General features: G+C 34.5%; 12 protein-coding genes. 5 read left to right on the top strand and 7 right to left on the bottom strand.

All coding sequences use genetic code 11. From position 1 onward, the window contains the following. The first annotated feature begins 15 nt into the window (after positions 1–15). The 3 genes from WC622_RS12495 (at position 16) to WC622_RS12485 (ending at position 2,427) form a co-directional block, all read left to right on the top strand. Positions 16–516 carry a hypothetical protein gene (locus WC622_RS12495; protein ID WP_372820033.1) on the top strand — a complete coding sequence of 167 codons (501 nt, stop codon included), beginning with the start codon at positions 16–18 and terminating at the stop codon, positions 514–516. A gap of 68 nt (positions 517–584) precedes the next feature. Then, positions 585–947 (top strand): BlaI/MecI/CopY family transcriptional regulator, encoded by a 363-nt coding sequence (locus WC622_RS12490; RefSeq protein WP_372820032.1) that lies wholly within the window; start codon positions 585–587, stop codon positions 945–947. Positions 948–951: 4 nt separating this feature from the next. Next, the gene (locus tag WC622_RS12485; RefSeq protein WP_372820031.1) at positions 952–2,427 is read left to right on the top strand and encodes a M56 family metallopeptidase; all 1,476 of its coding nucleotides are present in this window, start codon (positions 952–954) and stop codon (positions 2,425–2,427) included. Between the two features lie 50 nt (positions 2,428–2,477). Here the strand turns inward: WC622_RS12485 and nudK are convergent, their stop codons facing one another. From nudK to WC622_RS12460, 5 genes are all read right to left on the bottom strand, one after another. After that, positions 2,478–3,056, bottom strand: coding sequence for a GDP-mannose pyrophosphatase NudK (gene nudK / locus WC622_RS12480; protein ID WP_372820030.1), 579 nt, complete (start codon positions 3,054–3,056; stop codon positions 2,478–2,480). Positions 3,057–3,539: 483 nt separating this feature from the next. Continuing rightward, a complete protein-coding gene (locus WC622_RS12475; protein WP_372820029.1) occupies positions 3,540–6,188 on the bottom strand; it encodes a carboxypeptidase regulatory-like domain-containing protein in 2,649 nt (882 codons plus the stop codon). Further along, a complete protein-coding gene (locus WC622_RS12470) occupies positions 6,185–7,150 on the bottom strand; it encodes a GLPGLI family protein (protein ID WP_372820028.1) in 966 nt (321 codons plus the stop codon). The genes WC622_RS12475 and WC622_RS12470 overlap by 4 nt, the downstream gene beginning before the upstream one ends. A gap of 159 nt (positions 7,151–7,309) precedes the next feature. Continuing rightward, positions 7,310–8,281, bottom strand: coding sequence for a GLPGLI family protein (locus tag WC622_RS12465; RefSeq protein WP_372820027.1), 972 nt, complete (start codon positions 8,279–8,281; stop codon positions 7,310–7,312). 96 nt (positions 8,282–8,377) lie between these two features. Further along, on the bottom strand, positions 8,378–9,229 hold the full coding sequence (locus WC622_RS12460; RefSeq protein WP_372820026.1) for a GLPGLI family protein: 852 nt from the start codon (positions 9,227–9,229) through the stop codon (positions 8,378–8,380). Positions 9,230–9,464: 235 nt separating this feature from the next. On the opposite strand from WC622_RS12460, the gene rplU reads away from it, so the two are divergent. Together rplU and rpmA are read left to right on the top strand one after the other, a co-directional pair. Continuing rightward, the gene (gene rplU, locus WC622_RS12455; protein WP_136840523.1) at positions 9,465–9,776 is read left to right on the top strand and encodes a 50S ribosomal protein L21; all 312 of its coding nucleotides are present in this window, start codon (positions 9,465–9,467) and stop codon (positions 9,774–9,776) included. Positions 9,777–9,833: 57 nt separating this feature from the next. Beyond that, on the top strand, positions 9,834–10,289 hold the full coding sequence (gene rpmA, locus WC622_RS12450; protein WP_372820025.1) for a 50S ribosomal protein L27: 456 nt from the start codon (positions 9,834–9,836) through the stop codon (positions 10,287–10,289). Positions 10,290–10,543: 254 nt separating this feature from the next. On the opposite strand, the gene WC622_RS12445 is transcribed toward rpmA, so the two are convergent. Further along, entirely contained in the window at positions 10,544–11,440 is an 897-nt protein-coding gene (locus WC622_RS12445) for a type IX secretion system membrane protein PorP/SprF (RefSeq protein ID WP_372820024.1), read from the bottom strand. A 25-nt stretch (positions 11,441–11,465) separates the two neighbouring features. Next, on the bottom strand, positions 11,466–15,039 hold a 3,574-nt coding region (locus tag WC622_RS12440; RefSeq protein ID WP_372820023.1), incomplete at its 5' end, for a gliding motility-associated C-terminal domain-containing protein.

Here is a 15,039-nt window from a genome sequence, read left to right as displayed (position 1 = left end):
ACTAATTAATGCAAAATGGCTTTTCAAATTAGAAAAAACTTATCGCTAATAGCTACCGTTGCTGTAATTTTAATTATTGCCTTGGTAGGTTATTATTTAGTTAGTTTAAAAAAGGCGCCTTATTCAGTTACTGATTTTGAATCATTTACCTACAAATGGGGGGTTGGAGATAGCTTATCAAATTCTTATTCTTCGGCAAGTGGAAGCTACCAGTATGTAAACAATAGAGATTCATTAATTAAAACTCACGTTAAATTGCGAGCTAATGATATAATCTTTATTCACAATAAAATTAATGAGTTAGGGTTATGGAACTTGCCAGAAATTATTGGTAAAAAAATAGCGAACTCAAAATCACCAGTTTACGATTTGCAATTTATCTACAAAGAAAAATCTAAAAGAATAATTATTTACAGTGGTTTTGATCGCAACCCTCAATTGCTAGATTCTGCAATGCAAATCACAAATATAGTTCAACAAGCTATAGATGAAGCAGAAAGCCGATATAACAACTAATTTTCAACGTATTACAAAATTTGCTTTTTTAACGCCATTGTCGTAAGTTTACGATATATTCGTAAATAATGGAGAAATTAACACTACAGGAAGAAGAAGCAATGCTGGCCATTTGGCAAGTTCGGGCAGGTTTTATTAAAGACTTTATGGATGCAATGCCAGAGCCAAAACCACCTTATACAACTTTAGCATCAACCGTAAAGAATCTAGAACGTAAAGGATTTCTTAAAAGCGAGCGTTATGCAAATGCTAATCGCTATAGTGCAAAAGTTAAGGAAGCGGAGTATAAAAAACGTTTCATGAATGGCTTTGTGAATAATTATTTTCAAAGTTCTTATAAAGAATTAGTTGCATTTTTTGCAAAGGATAACAAGATCAGTGCAGATGAATTGAAAGAAATAATTAATCTAATCGAGAACCCAAAAAAATAAGGTTATGCCACATTTTTTTATCATTCTGCTTAAGATAAATTTGGTGCTCATTTTATTTGCAGCAGCTTATTATCTTATACTTCGCCGATTAACATTTTATGTCATTAATCGTGTGTTTTTGGCATTCGGTATTCTTTTTGGTACCGTTTATCCTTTTATAGATTTAACCGATTTTTTTCATAAACAAAGTCCGCAGGTAGCTGCGTTTGTGCCACAAGTAAAACAGTTGGTGCCATCTAGCTTTATCGGAGAATATTGGCAATGGATAGCTGCTTTTTTTTATGCTGGTGTAGTGGTGATGGCTTTTAGGTTGATTGTTCAATTCGTTTCTCTTTACCGCATGCATAAGAAATCTGCTCCTGGTTCTGTGGCAAACTTTGAGGTTAGGATTTTAAATGAGGCAGTTGGTCCGTTTTCATTTTGGCAAACCGTTTATATCAATCCATCGTTACACCAAGAAAGAGAATTACAGACCATTTTAGAACACGAGCAAATTCACGTTAAGGAATGGCATTCGCTTGATATCATTTTGGCAGAATTAAGTGTGGTTTTCTATTGGTTTAATCCAGGTGTTTGGTTAATGAAAAAAGCTGTAAAGGAAAATCTAGAATTTATAACCGACGAAAAAATATTGAAAAAAGGTGTAGATAAAAAAGCTTATCAATATAGTTTACTTGATGTTGGTAATTTAATGCCTGCAGTAGAAATCGTAAATAACTTTAACTTGTCTGATTTAAAGAAACGCATAAAAATGATGAACGCTAAACGTTCTTCTAAATTTACTTTAAGTCGTTACATGTTGGTTTTACCAGTTCTATTGGCAACTACCTTGGCTTTTACAATTTCTAAAAAGGACATTAAAAAACATCTTGCTCCTATAAAACAAGTGCTGATTACTGCACGGATTATAGAAAAAGAAGAAAGTCCGATAGTTGAGAAAAAGCAAATTATTAAAAAGAAATCTGCTATTAAAACAATTGATGTGGTTAAGGACACCGCCACATCAAAATTTAATTTTATAATAAATACAATTGATATAACTTCAGATTCTAGCTATTCGCCTCTTCCAGATTTAACACCAGAAAAAGTCTTTTTTATTGCTAGAAAAGGAGATGTTCCTACAAGTCTAAAAGCTAAAGTTTCTGGAATGTTTATGATTAAAACAGATTCTTTAGGTGATAATACAGAGCCGAAAGTTGAAAATATATCCATAAGACTGCATGGTACTGAACTTCCTGCTAGAGTTGAAAGTAAGCCGTATGCTAAAACAGTTATAGTAAGAGGTTTTAAAACTGGCACGAAACTACCAGATAGCACAATGAAAAGATCAAATGGTACTATTTATTTAAACGGGCAAAAGATTAATCAAGAAGAATTAAATAAAATAAATCCTTCAGAAATAAAGAATGTTACTATTCAAAAAAGCAAATCTTTAGAGGAGGTTACGGTGATAGGGTATGGAAAAAAGACTAATCCTTAATCCTAGCAAAATCAATTTGAAAACCTCAAGCTTATAAGCTTGAGGTTTTTTTATAATATCTTTTTTAACTTAATGTGTTGTAGTAGCATAATTGTTTTTGCGTCTTTGATTTCGCCATTATCTAACATTCGCATTGCTTCGTCTATTGGTAGCTCTAATACCTCGATGTTTTCTTCCTCCCCATCTACACCGCCACCTTCATTAATCTTCATTTCGTTTGAATATTCTGCTATGAAAAAATAAAGCTTTTCGGTAACTGAGCCTGGCGACATATACACTTCGTAAATTTTGCGAATTTCTTTAATCTTATAACCAGTTTCTTCTTCTGTTTCGCGTTTAATACAATCTTCTGGATTATCCTTATCTAATAAACCAGCGCAAGCTTCTATTAACATTCCATCTTTATTACCATTTACAAAACTTGGCAACCTAAATTGTTTGGTTAAAATTACGGTTTTGTGTGTAGTGTTATAAAGTAAGATTGTTGCGCCGTTGCCTCTATCGTAAACTTCACGTGTTTGTTGCTGATGTGTGCCATCCTTTTTTAAATACTCATAAGTAAGCTTTTTAAGAATGTACCAATTGTCTGAAAGCAGCTCTGTTTTTAAAATCTTTACGTCTTTTATCATCTTTATTTAATTGTGCTAAATGTAGTAATGTTTAAGGTTTTTGAAGCGCAGGTACTGTTAATTCTTTTATGTCAATCCAGCTTTCAGCTAAATCTTTTGTACTTCCTTCGACTACGCTCAGTATGACAGTACAAAAGGATATCGCTTCAATTTGGGCTATTTAACTTGGGCTTGTGCAAGGAAACCGGAAATACTTTTTCTGTCCTGTGTTTGATAAACCTGACCGAAGCGAAAAGCCAACAGACGAGGAACGAGGCAAGGACTTGTAGCAAAGGGCGGGACTAGCTTTGAAATGGAAGGCTGTATTTGCTTTTCAAAAAAATGGTTCTCAATAAGATTAGTCAGTTGATGAATATTTGCAAGCATACTATATTCATCGGATGACTAATAACTAAAAAAACCCTTCAACTTTATAGTTTCAGGGCTCTTCATTTTTAGTGTATTAACTATTAACTAATTATTTCGCCCATCCAGGCTAATAACCTAAAAATTAAATGTGGCTTTCATCATTGCAACCCTGCCAGGAATGTAATAGGTGCCTGACGAGAAAGAGTTGGCAGAAAGGTAATTGGCTTCAAATTTTTTGATATTTGCCAAGTTTGTTACCCCAAATTCTAAATCTGTTTTCAGCTTTTGAACTCTATACCTCACGTTAAAATCAGCGAATAAATATTTTAGATCTGGTTGTGTTGTTTGGTGTGTAAATATATGTTCTGCCGACAAGGTCATGAATACACTTTTAAATGCTGTTGCAGTTATTGAAGATTGCTGCCTTAATTGTTGGTTGTTGTTTTTAATTGCCGTTGCGCTGGTGGTTTTATTGGTGCTGATGGCATAAGTAGCATTGTAAGACCAATTGATGAAGTTATTTATCTTAGAGTCGATCCCAGCTTTATAGGCTAGTGATTGAGAAGTGAAAGGTAATAATTCATTGTTCTGCAATTGCTCAAAAGTAGATTGGTTAAAGCTCGCACCCACGTTTACTGTACTTCTTAAGCTGAAAAGATACTTACTTGCATTTGTACCAAAAGCTAAACTTTTCATATCGTTTGGTAACGATATAACCACACGTTGCTGAATGTTATTTGACAGGTTATAAGAAGAAATGGTGTTTACTGTAGAAGTAGTATAGTTTGCGGTTAGGTTAAAGAAAAACATTTGCATAGCCTTACGGAAATTAAAGCCTGCACCAACAGATTGAGATTTACTTTCCGTTATTGGCGCATCATTGGCAAATAAAGACCTATAATTCTTTAAGATTGTTCCACGATAAACATCATCAATGCCGCCTAAACTGTTGTTGTAGCTATAACTGGCGGTTACATAATTTTCTATGCCAGTTTGGTATTTAAGGTTTAAGGAAGGATTAACAAATATCCTGTGTAGGTTTTTGTCTAAACTCTTCGCTCCATCTTCATAGCTAATATAATTATAGCTTATAGGTAAACCTAGGCTAGCCTTAAAATTGCCTGAATTATATTCGTAGGAGGCATCGGTATAGAGTTTACTTTTTAACCACTCTAAATTATTGGTCATTTGCGATGAAACCAATTCTGTACTGCCAGTATTTTGTACACGATACAATTCTGAACCTAACTCTTGATGTTGTACATTGAAACCAACTCTATAGGTCTGTGTAAACTTGTTGTTTACAAAAGCAAATGATGTGTAATTATTAGTATACCAAGTAGGCAATTTTACGTATTGATTTAAGCCAGCAAATGGTTGGTTATTGTTCAATATCGCTTCGTTTAATCCTGGATTAATGTTTAATACCTCAGGTTGAGTTGTTCTGCTGATGAAAGAGAAGAAATTAAGGGTGTTTTCTGATTTTAATTTTTTGCGATAGCTCAACTCATTAGAAATCTCAAAATTTTTCTGGTTTAAAGCTTGGTTTGCGCCAATCCCATTAGTAACTATACTAGAAGCAGTATTATTTAAACTGTAATTGGTGACTAGGTTATTGCTAAAATAATGGTCATCGGCATTGGCCAAAACATTTAATTTAGCTTGAAATTTTTGAGGATTTATTGCATTTTCTTGTAACTCGTTATAAGTAATTGTTTGACCAGATAAATACGTTTCAGAGAATTTACTGTATTGTTGATCTCTTTGGTCGTAAAGGTAAGCGATGTTAGCTTTTACCTGTAACTCTTCGCTAAACTTATACAAGTTATTTAGGTTTGCCAGTCCGGCCTTATTAAATAATGTTCTTTTTTGTGGCAGGGTAGGTACACCAGCTGCACCTGCAGAAAGAAAACCACCAGGTTTATCATTGCCAGAATTAAATGGATTAAAAGAGGTTAAATCTATACCAGGGTCTATGCCAACATTATTCCCTTTAAGGTTATTGATGAATTTTGTTTTCTTTTTAAACATCATGGCATTGGCATTTCCGTCAAACCTATCTGGAGTTCCTAAGCCAGCTCTAATGTCGCCCATTACTTTTAGTTTAGCTTCTTCTTTCATTACTAAATTTAAAGCTACATCATCGCTCATGTTGTTTTTACGAAGCATTTTTATGGGCTGATCCTTTTCTATCACCTGTACTTTATCTACAGCACCTTGTGGAATGCTTTTAGTGCCGATGCTGTATTTATCATCTAAAACATTATCTCCATCTATATAAAGTGCAGAAATCCCCTTGCCATTGTAACTAACTTTGCCATCTTCGCTCACTTCAATACCAGGCATTTTTTTGAGTACATCGCCAATAGATCTATCTTGTTTGTCTGCAAAGTCAGAAGTTTTATAACTCAGGGTGTCACCATTTACACTAAGCGCAGGTCTATTTTTTACAACAACTGTTTTAAGGTTTATCTCACTATCTTTCATTACTAAATCGTAAACTTTAGCTAAGTCAGTAACCGTTATGATTTTTTTCTCATAACCAATCGTAGTGGCTTCTATAGATAGATCCTTGTTTTCCTCGGTAAATGATAAAGTGAAATTTCCTTTGTCATCCGTTCTTGTGAAACTTAAAATGTTGCCTTCCTTATCTTTTAAGTTTACATTAGCAGATACAACAGGAGCTCCTTTTGTATCTTTTACTTTTCCTTTAATTTGTTTCTGCGCAAAGGTGGATGCAAATCCAAACACGATGAAAAGTAGGCTGGTTAATAGCGCTCTCATTTAGTTTCAGGTAATTCAATTGGATTGTTAATTACGATTTTAGCAGGAGCACCACCACCTGGGCCTTCAACAGTTCTTCTTATGCTTGTACCTGAGACCATTGTAACGCCTTGAGCAGCCATTTGTGCATTCATGAACCCTTGTGGGTCTTTATCTCTTGCTTCTTTTAGCTTATCTAATTCTTTTCTAGTGGTTTTTACAGCATCTGCTGGAAGTTTTACTTCTGCACCTAAATAAGTTGTGCCCACATCCATACCCACAATTTTTACGGTACCTGGACCGCCACCTGGAACAGTGATTTTTGGGTCATTTGCTGCAGCTGCTTTTACATCTTCTTCTTTTACGTTTTCAAAACCAGCAAATTTGAATTGAACGGTTCTGGTTTCGTCATAAGCCTCAACAATTAATCCTGGTAAGCCGTTTAGTTTCCATGGTCCGCTTTGAAAAGGTAGGTCCGGAGCAAACCAAGCCGTCCAGTTTCTGCCTTTAAAATGAGCAGTAGCTTTTTGACAATGCACACCTGAAAGACTTGTGGTGTCTTTAGCTATTTTCCAGCTTATTTTAGGCGCATCTTCTTCAACCAAGTAATTGGTAACTAGACGTTCTTTTGTATAAAACTTATTTTCATTTACAAAATAGAAATAATCAAGGTCTGACACTCGGTTTGAACCTGTTCTATTGATACTGATGCTGAAATTATTAGAACCAGCTTGATTTTTCATCTGTTCTGCAATCGCTTTTTGTGTTTCTATATCACGATTTATCTTATCGTAACTCGTATAAACAGAAGCGTTTTTGCCAATAACCAAAAGCATATTTTCGGTATAGGGTTTATCTTTTTGTGTAGTATCTTGCAAGTGCGTAAAGCTATATCTTACTCTTGCTAAAGCTTTGTCTGGATTTTGCGCAAAGGCAGCTACTGCAGTTGCAAGCATTAAAAAAGTGGTTAAAAAGGTTTTCATTTTATGTTTGTTTGGTTTATTAATGATATTATAAATCTCGAAATCGTCATTCCCGTGCATACGGGAATCGTAAAACGTTATTTATGTTTATTCAGCCTTCCAGCGCATTACATTTACCAGTCAAGCTGGCAATGACGCTAACTAAAGCCAAGGCATTTCTTATTTTTTTTCTGGTAATTCTAAAGGATTATTAACTACAATTTTTGGTAAAGTTGGGCCAGAAGGTCTGGACATCGCTACACCAGTTACCGTGATGATACCTTCATTACTACCTGCCATTTGAGTTTTCATAAATCCCTGTGGGTCTTTATCTCTGGCTTCTTTTAATTTGTCTAGCTCTTGTCTGGTTGCTTTTATCGCATCTGCGGGAAGTTTAATTTCACTTCCTAAATATGGGCTAACACTATTTACGCCCCCAGCTCCAACACTAAATACTGCAAAACCTCCATCTGACATAGTTACTTGGCCTCCACTAACATTTGTTTTTGCAGGTTCATTTTGTGCTTCACTCACATTCTCCATTCCTGCAAATTGGAAGGAAACAGTTTTTGTATCATCATAAGCTTCTATAATTAAACCAGGTAAACCATTTAATTTCCAAGGCCCGCTTTGGAAAGGTAATTCTGTAGCATACCAAGCCGTCCATTTTCTGCCTTTAAAAGTTGTTGTTGCTTTTTGACAATGAACCCCAGAAAAACTGGTAGTGTCTTTTGTGATTTTCCAATTGATTTTTGTTGTAGGTTCTTCTACCAAATAGTAATTGTAAACTCGTTCTTTAGTGAAGAATTTATTTTCTTTAGCGAAGTAGAAATAGTCTGTTGAAGAGGTAGGAGTGTAGCCAATGCTTTTTACTGTAATATTAACATTAGCATTGCCAGCTTGATTTTTCATTTGTTCTTCTATCTGCTTTTTTCTTGCTAAACTCTGATTTATCTTATCGTAACTGGTATAAACTGAGGCATTTTTGCCGGCTAATAATAACATGTTTTCTTTATAAGGCCTATCTTTTTGAGTAGTGTCTTGAATGTGAGTAAAGTTGTAACTCACTCTTGTTAAAGCCTTATCAGGATTTTGTGCTGATGCGACTGAACATATTGCAAGAGCTAAACATGTGGTAAGTAAATTTTTCATATTGCTTGGTTTAATCAATTAATTATTCGTAAATCTACGAGTATTTCGTAATTAATAAAATGATTTAACATTTTTTAACTTATATAAGTGTTACGATTATTTCTTCTCTGGCAACTCTATAGGATTATTAATGGTACTATGACTAACGCCTGTCGTACTACCACCTATTAGAACATTAGCTCTTGGTACCCCTGATTCTGCTGCAATAAAACCTTTAGGGTCTTTTTTAAAAAGGTCCATGATTTTATCAAATTCAGTTCTAGTTGTTGCTTTAGCATCTTTTTGCAATGCGATTTCATTACTAAAGAAAAAGCTTTTATCGTATTCCTTAGCTAGTTCTAATTGTTCGGCACTCAGATTTTCTTTTTTAAGATTATCAATTCCATTGAATAAAAATTGAACTTCATTTTTATCATCATTAGCTTGTATAATCAATCCTGGAAGTCCATTTAATTTCCAAGGACCACTTTGAAAAGGTAATTCTGGAGCGTACCAAGCAATCCAGTTTCTACCTTTAAAAGTAGTTATTGCTTTTTTGCAATGAACGCCATTAAAACTTAAAGTGTCTTTTGTAATCTTCCAATTGATTTGCTGAGAAGGTTCGTCAATTAAATAATAGGCATTCATAAATCGTTCTCTGCTTACTAGTTTATTTTCTTTGGCAAAGAAATAAATATCAACTGCGTTGATAGGTTTAAAAGGTGAACCTGGTGCTCGCTTGGCTTTTGGTAAATCTAATTCTCTTTCTAACCTATCAAGACTGGTAAATGCCGATGCATTTTTGCCAATAACCAGTAACATATTTTCTGTATACGGATTATTCTTTTGAGTAGTGTCTCTTACATGGACAAAGTTATATTTTACCCTAGCTAATACTTTATCTGGTTTTTGGGCAAATGAAATTGAGCTGATTAAAATTGCTAAGCAAGTTGTTAAAAGTGTTTTCATAATCTAATTTTAATATTAAGTTTACGTAAATCTACGAATATTTCGTAATATAAGAATTATTTAACTCTTTTTAAGTCTCTTTATTTCAACTTTGTTGATGATGTAAGCATTAACTGTAAATCAGTAACAAGAAGGTTTGGAAATTATTTTCGCTATCTGTTTGTGTTTGAATAGTATTTATTCTATATTTGCACCTCGATAAAAAATATACAATTTAAAAAATAATTATTTAACAATGTACGCAATAGTAAATATAGCAGGACAGCAATTCAAAGTTGCAAAAGACCAGCACCTTTTTGTACACCGTTTACAAGGAGATGAGGGCGCTAGTATTGAATTTGACAATGTATTGTTGGTTGATAATGATGGTAAAATTACAGTAGGGGTTCCTGCAGTAAAAGGTGCATCGGTTACAGCTAAAATCGTGTCTCATTTAAAAGGTGATAAAGTAATCGTTTTCAAGAAGAAACGTAGAAAAGGTTACAAAAAGAAAAATGGTCACCGCCAGTATTTCACCAAAATCCAGATTGAGAGTATCACTCTGTAGTTAATTTTTTGTTTAATTGTAAAATTGGGTTTCCCAGTTTAAAAAATATAAAATCAAATGGCACATAAAAAAGGAGCCGGTAGTTCTAGAAACGGACGTGAATCGCATAGCAAGCGTTTAGGTATCAAGATCTTTGGTGGTCAAGAAGCTATCGCTGGAAATATCATCGTTCGTCAACGTGGTACCAAACATCATCCAGATAAAGGAGTAGGTATTGGTAAAGATCATACTTTATTCGCTTTAGTACCTGGAGTAGTAACTTTTAAAAAGAAACAAGATAACAAATCTTATGTTTCTGTATTACCTGTGGTTGCAGAAGACGCACCTGTGAAAACAGCAGCAAAAAAAGTTGTAGCTAAAAAAGCACCTGCAAAAAAAGCAGTTGAAGCTAAACCAGTAGTAGCTAAAGAAAAAGCAGTAAAAGCACCTGCAAAAAAAGAAGCAGCTCCTAAAGCGGCAAAAGCGCCTGCTAAAAAAGTAGCTAAAGCTGATGATACAACTGCAGCTGAATAATATTCGTAATTAGATTACAACAAAAGGCCTCGATAATTATCGAGGCCTTTTTTGTTTAAAATATTCTAGAGCAACAATATATAAGACAGTTAAGAAAGATAGTATACTAATATTTTTTCCTTTCAAAGATGAATAGAAGAGAGTAATCTACTGAAGGAATTCTCACCCTCAACATAGTAGTTGACATGATGAAGCCTCTTCAATTGCATTATTTAGCTTTTGAAGAGGCTTTTATATAAAGGATAAATAATTTTCTATCTAATATTATATTTTAATCCTATTTCAAATTCTCCATTACTATAAGTTTGGAGATCACTTGTATTAGTAGTGTATTGACATAAAACAGAAAATTGTTTTTTGTAAACTGTTCCAATACCTATTGTTACACTATTGGTGTTATGATAAATTGAATTAAACTGTAACTTATTCTCAAACATTTGAACATTCAAACCAACATCAAATAAATCGTCGAAATTAGCTACCCCATGATAAGTTACCATCGGTTCAATACTTGTTAGTGTACCTGGTTTTGCAAAAAACTTGTACCCAACACTTGCCATATATAAAGAACGATCTACAACATTTTTTAACTCACTTTTACCAAATGTTGCCATTAAATTAGGTATAGTACCTTGAATAGTTAAAGATCTCGTTCTAAAGGCCATTCCAAAATCTGATTCAAATTTCATTTTACGGGCATTGAAGTCTTGTATAGTTTGTTCACTCGCATCACCTTTTATTTTATTTAAATCTATCCACTCATTTATTGCACCCATTGAAGCGCCGAAATCAATAAATTGATCTTCGGAATTTAATTTTAAATGATAAGCATAAGTAGCTTTAAAGTTTGTTCTCCTTAGCAAACCTGCGCTTTCGTTATATAAGAAAAGACCTATGCCTAGTTTTTTGCTTGGAGAGCCATAGGTTGCTGTTAATGTTTGAATGATTGGTGCGCCATCAACAGAGGTCCACTGAGCTTTAACTGCTGCACTTACCTCAAATTTTTCTGCTATTCCGGCCATAGAAGGGTTTGAGAGATATGGATTTTGATAATAAGTGCTTGACATAGTATTTAGTTGCGCCTCAGCTTTGTTAACAATAGATAATGCTAAAACAACTAATAAAGTTGATCTTAAATATTTATTTTTCATTTTTTATTAATTAAATTCTCCTGAATTAATTATGATTTCTAACAATAGTGATAGTACCTCTGACTAAACCTTGCCCGATGCCAAGGTCAATTACATATAAATAGGCATCTTCATTTAAAGGCTTGCCATTATAGGTGGCATCCCAATCATTTTTATATCCTTTCTTATCATAGATCACTCGGCCAGCTCGATCAAAAATTTTAACATTGTTTTCTGGGAAGTATTCAATGTTTTTAATGGTCCAATAATCATTTTTTCCATTACCATCTGGTGTAATTATATTTCCAGGTATAACTTTAATTGATGGGTTTACTACTAAAGTGATTTCTCCAATTTCAATACATCCTGCAGCATTGCTTACTTCGACCGTATAGGTAGTAGTCTGATCTGGGCGAACTATGATATTTGATGTGCCTTGACCAGAAATTATATCTGCAGCTGGCATCCAGGTGAAATTAGTGCCATTGGCAACGCTTAAAGTAGCTACATCTCCTTTATTAATGTTGCTTCCTAAATCACTTTGTATAATAGGTGTTGGAAGTGCTAAAATGGTAATATTTCCAATTAAGCTCGGAGAAGCACAATCACCAATAGCTGTAGCTATATAATTAAATGAACCTGTAACCGAAGGAATTCCTTCAATTTTCATTACTCCATTTAAGTAAGACGTAGTTAATCCGTTTGGTAATCCAGTAACTGTAATATTTGTGGCATTGATTCCCGAATAATTAATTGAAACAATAGGTTTTCCAATACATATGTTTTGTACAGCAGTACTTGGTAAACTAGTTAGATTTAATTGAGTACCAATTTTTACATTTAAAACTCCATTTGCAGTTACTGTATTACAACCACCTGCTGTTGAAACTTGATATGAGAACGTACCGTTTACAGTTGGTGTTCCAGTAATAGTAAATACTCCATTCAAATAAGTTCCAGTAACTCCAGTTGGAAGACCTGTAACGACAGCTCCTGTTGCATTGATAATTTGATAAGTAATATCAGTAATTTTTACTCCCTCACAAGCACTTTGAAAATTCGAACCATTTGCACTCGTTAAATTGATAGCGCTTGGGCTAACAATATTGATAGAACCATTAGCGCTTGCAGCTATACAAGTTCCAGTAGCATCTATTGTATAATTGAAATTTCCTGTTTGAGTTGGTGTACCGCTAATTGTCAAAATCCCATTTGGATAAACGCCAGTTAGTATTGCAGTAAGCCCTGTAGGTAATCCAGTTACAGTTACTTTTGTAGCCGTAAAATTATAAGTTATAGGTATAATTGGACTGCCAAAACACAGTTTTTGCGAAATAGTAGACAGGTTACTTGTTAATTGTAATTTAGTGTTTTCTGTAACAGTTATAGTTCCATTATAAATAACATTGCTACAGCCACCCACTGTAGTTATAATAAACGGAAAAGTACCAATAGCTTGTGATTTCCCAGAAATAGTAAAAATACCAGCATTATATTGACCAGTAATTCCTATCGGTAATTCAGATATAGTTGCTCCAGGAGCATTATTTATAGCAAAACTAATCGTATTAATAGCAACATCTTTGCAAACACTTTGGAAATCGGAGCCAGCAACACTCGTTAATGTTATGTTAGGTGCTACTCCAATCGTGATTGTACCTGTTACTGTTGGCGATTGACAAACCCCAATGGCACTAATGGTGTAAGTAAATGTGCCTATACTAGCAGATGCGCCAGATATGGTCACTACATTGTTAACAAGATTACTAGTTATACCTGCAGGCAGACCAGTAATCTGTACACTATTAGGATTAGCATTAATAATATCATAAGTGATATTATTAATCGTTGAATTAATACAGGTAGTTTGGGAATCAGTACTAACTCCACTACTCAAAGTTATTTTGGTGCTTTCTGTAATAGTTATAGTTCCATTAAAACTAACATCACTACAACCTCCTAAAGTAGTAATAGTGAATGGAAAAACACCACTAGTTTGTGACTTCCCAGAAATAGTAAAAGTACCAGCATTATATTGGCCTGTAATCCCTACTGGTAACCCAGAAAGATTAGCTCCCGAAGCATTAGCTATGTCAATGGTAATTGGATTAATATTAACATCTTCACACACGCTTTGAAAATTAGAACCAACAGCACTCGTTAAGGTTAAGGTAGGTAGAGCTCCAATCGTGATTGTACCAGTTACCGTTGGTGACTGACAAACTCCTACAGCACTAACTGTATAATTAAATATATCAATAGCTGCTGAAGATCCTGTTATAGTAACCACGTTGTTAACATAGGTATATGTAAATCCAGCAGGTAAACCATTAACTTGAACATCGTTTGAGTTGGTAACATCATATGTTATGGTAGTAATTGGAGTATTTAAACAAGTGGTTTGCTGATCGGTGCCGATTGCACTACTCAATGTTATTTTGGTAGCCGCTTTAATTCTTAATACGCCAGTAGTTGTTACTGGGCTACATCCACCAATAGTTGTTATAGTATAATCAAAATAACCATTTTGGGTTGGAATGCCACTAATGGTAAGTATTCCGCCTGAAAACGAAGGTGTTATTCCAGCAGGTAATCCTGTTACTGTGGCATTTGTAGCTTGGGTTATTGCATAGGTAATGGGCGTAATAGCTATTCCCTCACAACCACTTTGTCCATCCGTACCTACTGCACTTGTCAATGTAATTGTAGGCGATACTCCAATCGTGATTGTACCAGTAGTCATTGGCGATTGGCAAACACCTGTAGCACTAATTGTATAAGTAAATGTTCCTATGCTGGCAGATGTACCAGATATGGTCGCTACATTGTTAATAAAGTTACCAGTTATGCCTGTAGGCAGACCAGTGATCTGTACTGTAGTTGCATTAGTAATATCATAAGTAATGTTCGTAATCGATGAAGTAACGCATGTCGTTTGTGCGTCAGTGCCGAATGCACTACTCAGTGTTATTTTGGTGGCCTCCTTAATTCTTAAAATTCCAGTAGTGGTTACTGGATTACAATTGCCAACTGTAGTTATAGTATATTCAAAAAATCCGTTTTGGGTTGGAATGCCGCTAATGGTAAGTATTCCTCCTGAAAATGAAGGTGTTACTCCAGCAGGTAATCCTGTTACTGTGGCATTTGTAGCTTGGGTTATTGCATAGGTGATGGGCGTAATAGCTATTCCCTCACAACCACTTTGTCCATCCGAACCTACTGCACTTGTCAATGTAATTGTAGGCTCTAACCCAACCGTAATTGTACCTGTTACCGTTGGCGATTGGCATTCTCCGGTAGTAGTGATTGTATATGTAAATGTACCCATATCGGCCGATGTGCCCGAAATAGTTGCTACATTATTAACGAAATTTCCAGTTACTCCTGTTGGTAAACCTGTAAATTTTACAGTAGTTGCATTTGTAATATCATAAGTAATATCTGTAATTGGTGAATTGATACACGTATTTTGAGCATCAGTTCCAAAGGCACTGCTCAAGGTTATTTTTGTAGCTTCTTTAATCCTTAAAGTTCCAGTAGTGGTTATTGGGTTGCAATTGCTAACTGTTGTAACGGTATATTCAAAATATCCAAATTCAGATGGGGTACGGCTAATAGAA

The sequence above is a fragment of the Pedobacter sp. genome (assembly GCF_041662865.1).
Classification (GTDB): domain Bacteria; phylum Bacteroidota; class Bacteroidia; order Sphingobacteriales; family Sphingobacteriaceae; genus Pedobacter.
The sequence above is the reverse complement of the archived record's forward strand: the minus strand, read 5'-3'. Positions and strand labels throughout refer to the sequence as shown.

Excerpts from the sequence above, each read along its gene's own strand:
- WC622_RS12445 (WP_372820024.1), bottom strand. The coding sequence starts at position 11,440 with ATGAAAAATAAATATTTAAGATCAACTTTATTAGTTGTTTTAGCATTA.
- WC622_RS12485 (WP_372820031.1), top strand. The coding sequence starts at position 952 with ATGCCACATTTTTTTATCATTCTGCTTAAGATAAATTTGGTGCTCATT.
- WC622_RS12470 (WP_372820028.1), bottom strand. The coding sequence starts at position 7,150 with ATGAAAACCTTTTTAACCACTTTTTTAATGCTTGCAACTGCAGTAGCT.
- nudK (WP_372820030.1), bottom strand. The coding sequence starts at position 3,056 with ATGATAAAAGACGTAAAGATTTTAAAAACAGAGCTGCTTTCAGACAAT.
- rplU (WP_136840523.1), top strand. The coding sequence starts at position 9,465 with ATGTACGCAATAGTAAATATAGCAGGACAGCAATTCAAAGTTGCAAAA.
- WC622_RS12460 (WP_372820026.1), bottom strand. The coding sequence starts at position 9,229 with ATGAAAACACTTTTAACAACTTGCTTAGCAATTTTAATCAGCTCAATT.
- rpmA (WP_372820025.1), top strand. The coding sequence starts at position 9,834 with ATGGCACATAAAAAAGGAGCCGGTAGTTCTAGAAACGGACGTGAATCG.
- WC622_RS12495 (WP_372820033.1), top strand. The coding sequence starts at position 16 with ATGGCTTTTCAAATTAGAAAAAACTTATCGCTAATAGCTACCGTTGCT.
- WC622_RS12475 (WP_372820029.1), bottom strand. The coding sequence starts at position 6,188 with ATGAGAGCGCTATTAACCAGCCTACTTTTCATCGTGTTTGGATTTGCA.
- WC622_RS12490 (WP_372820032.1), top strand. The coding sequence starts at position 585 with ATGGAGAAATTAACACTACAGGAAGAAGAAGCAATGCTGGCCATTTGG.
- WC622_RS12465 (WP_372820027.1), bottom strand. The coding sequence starts at position 8,281 with ATGAAAAATTTACTTACCACATGTTTAGCTCTTGCAATATGTTCAGTC.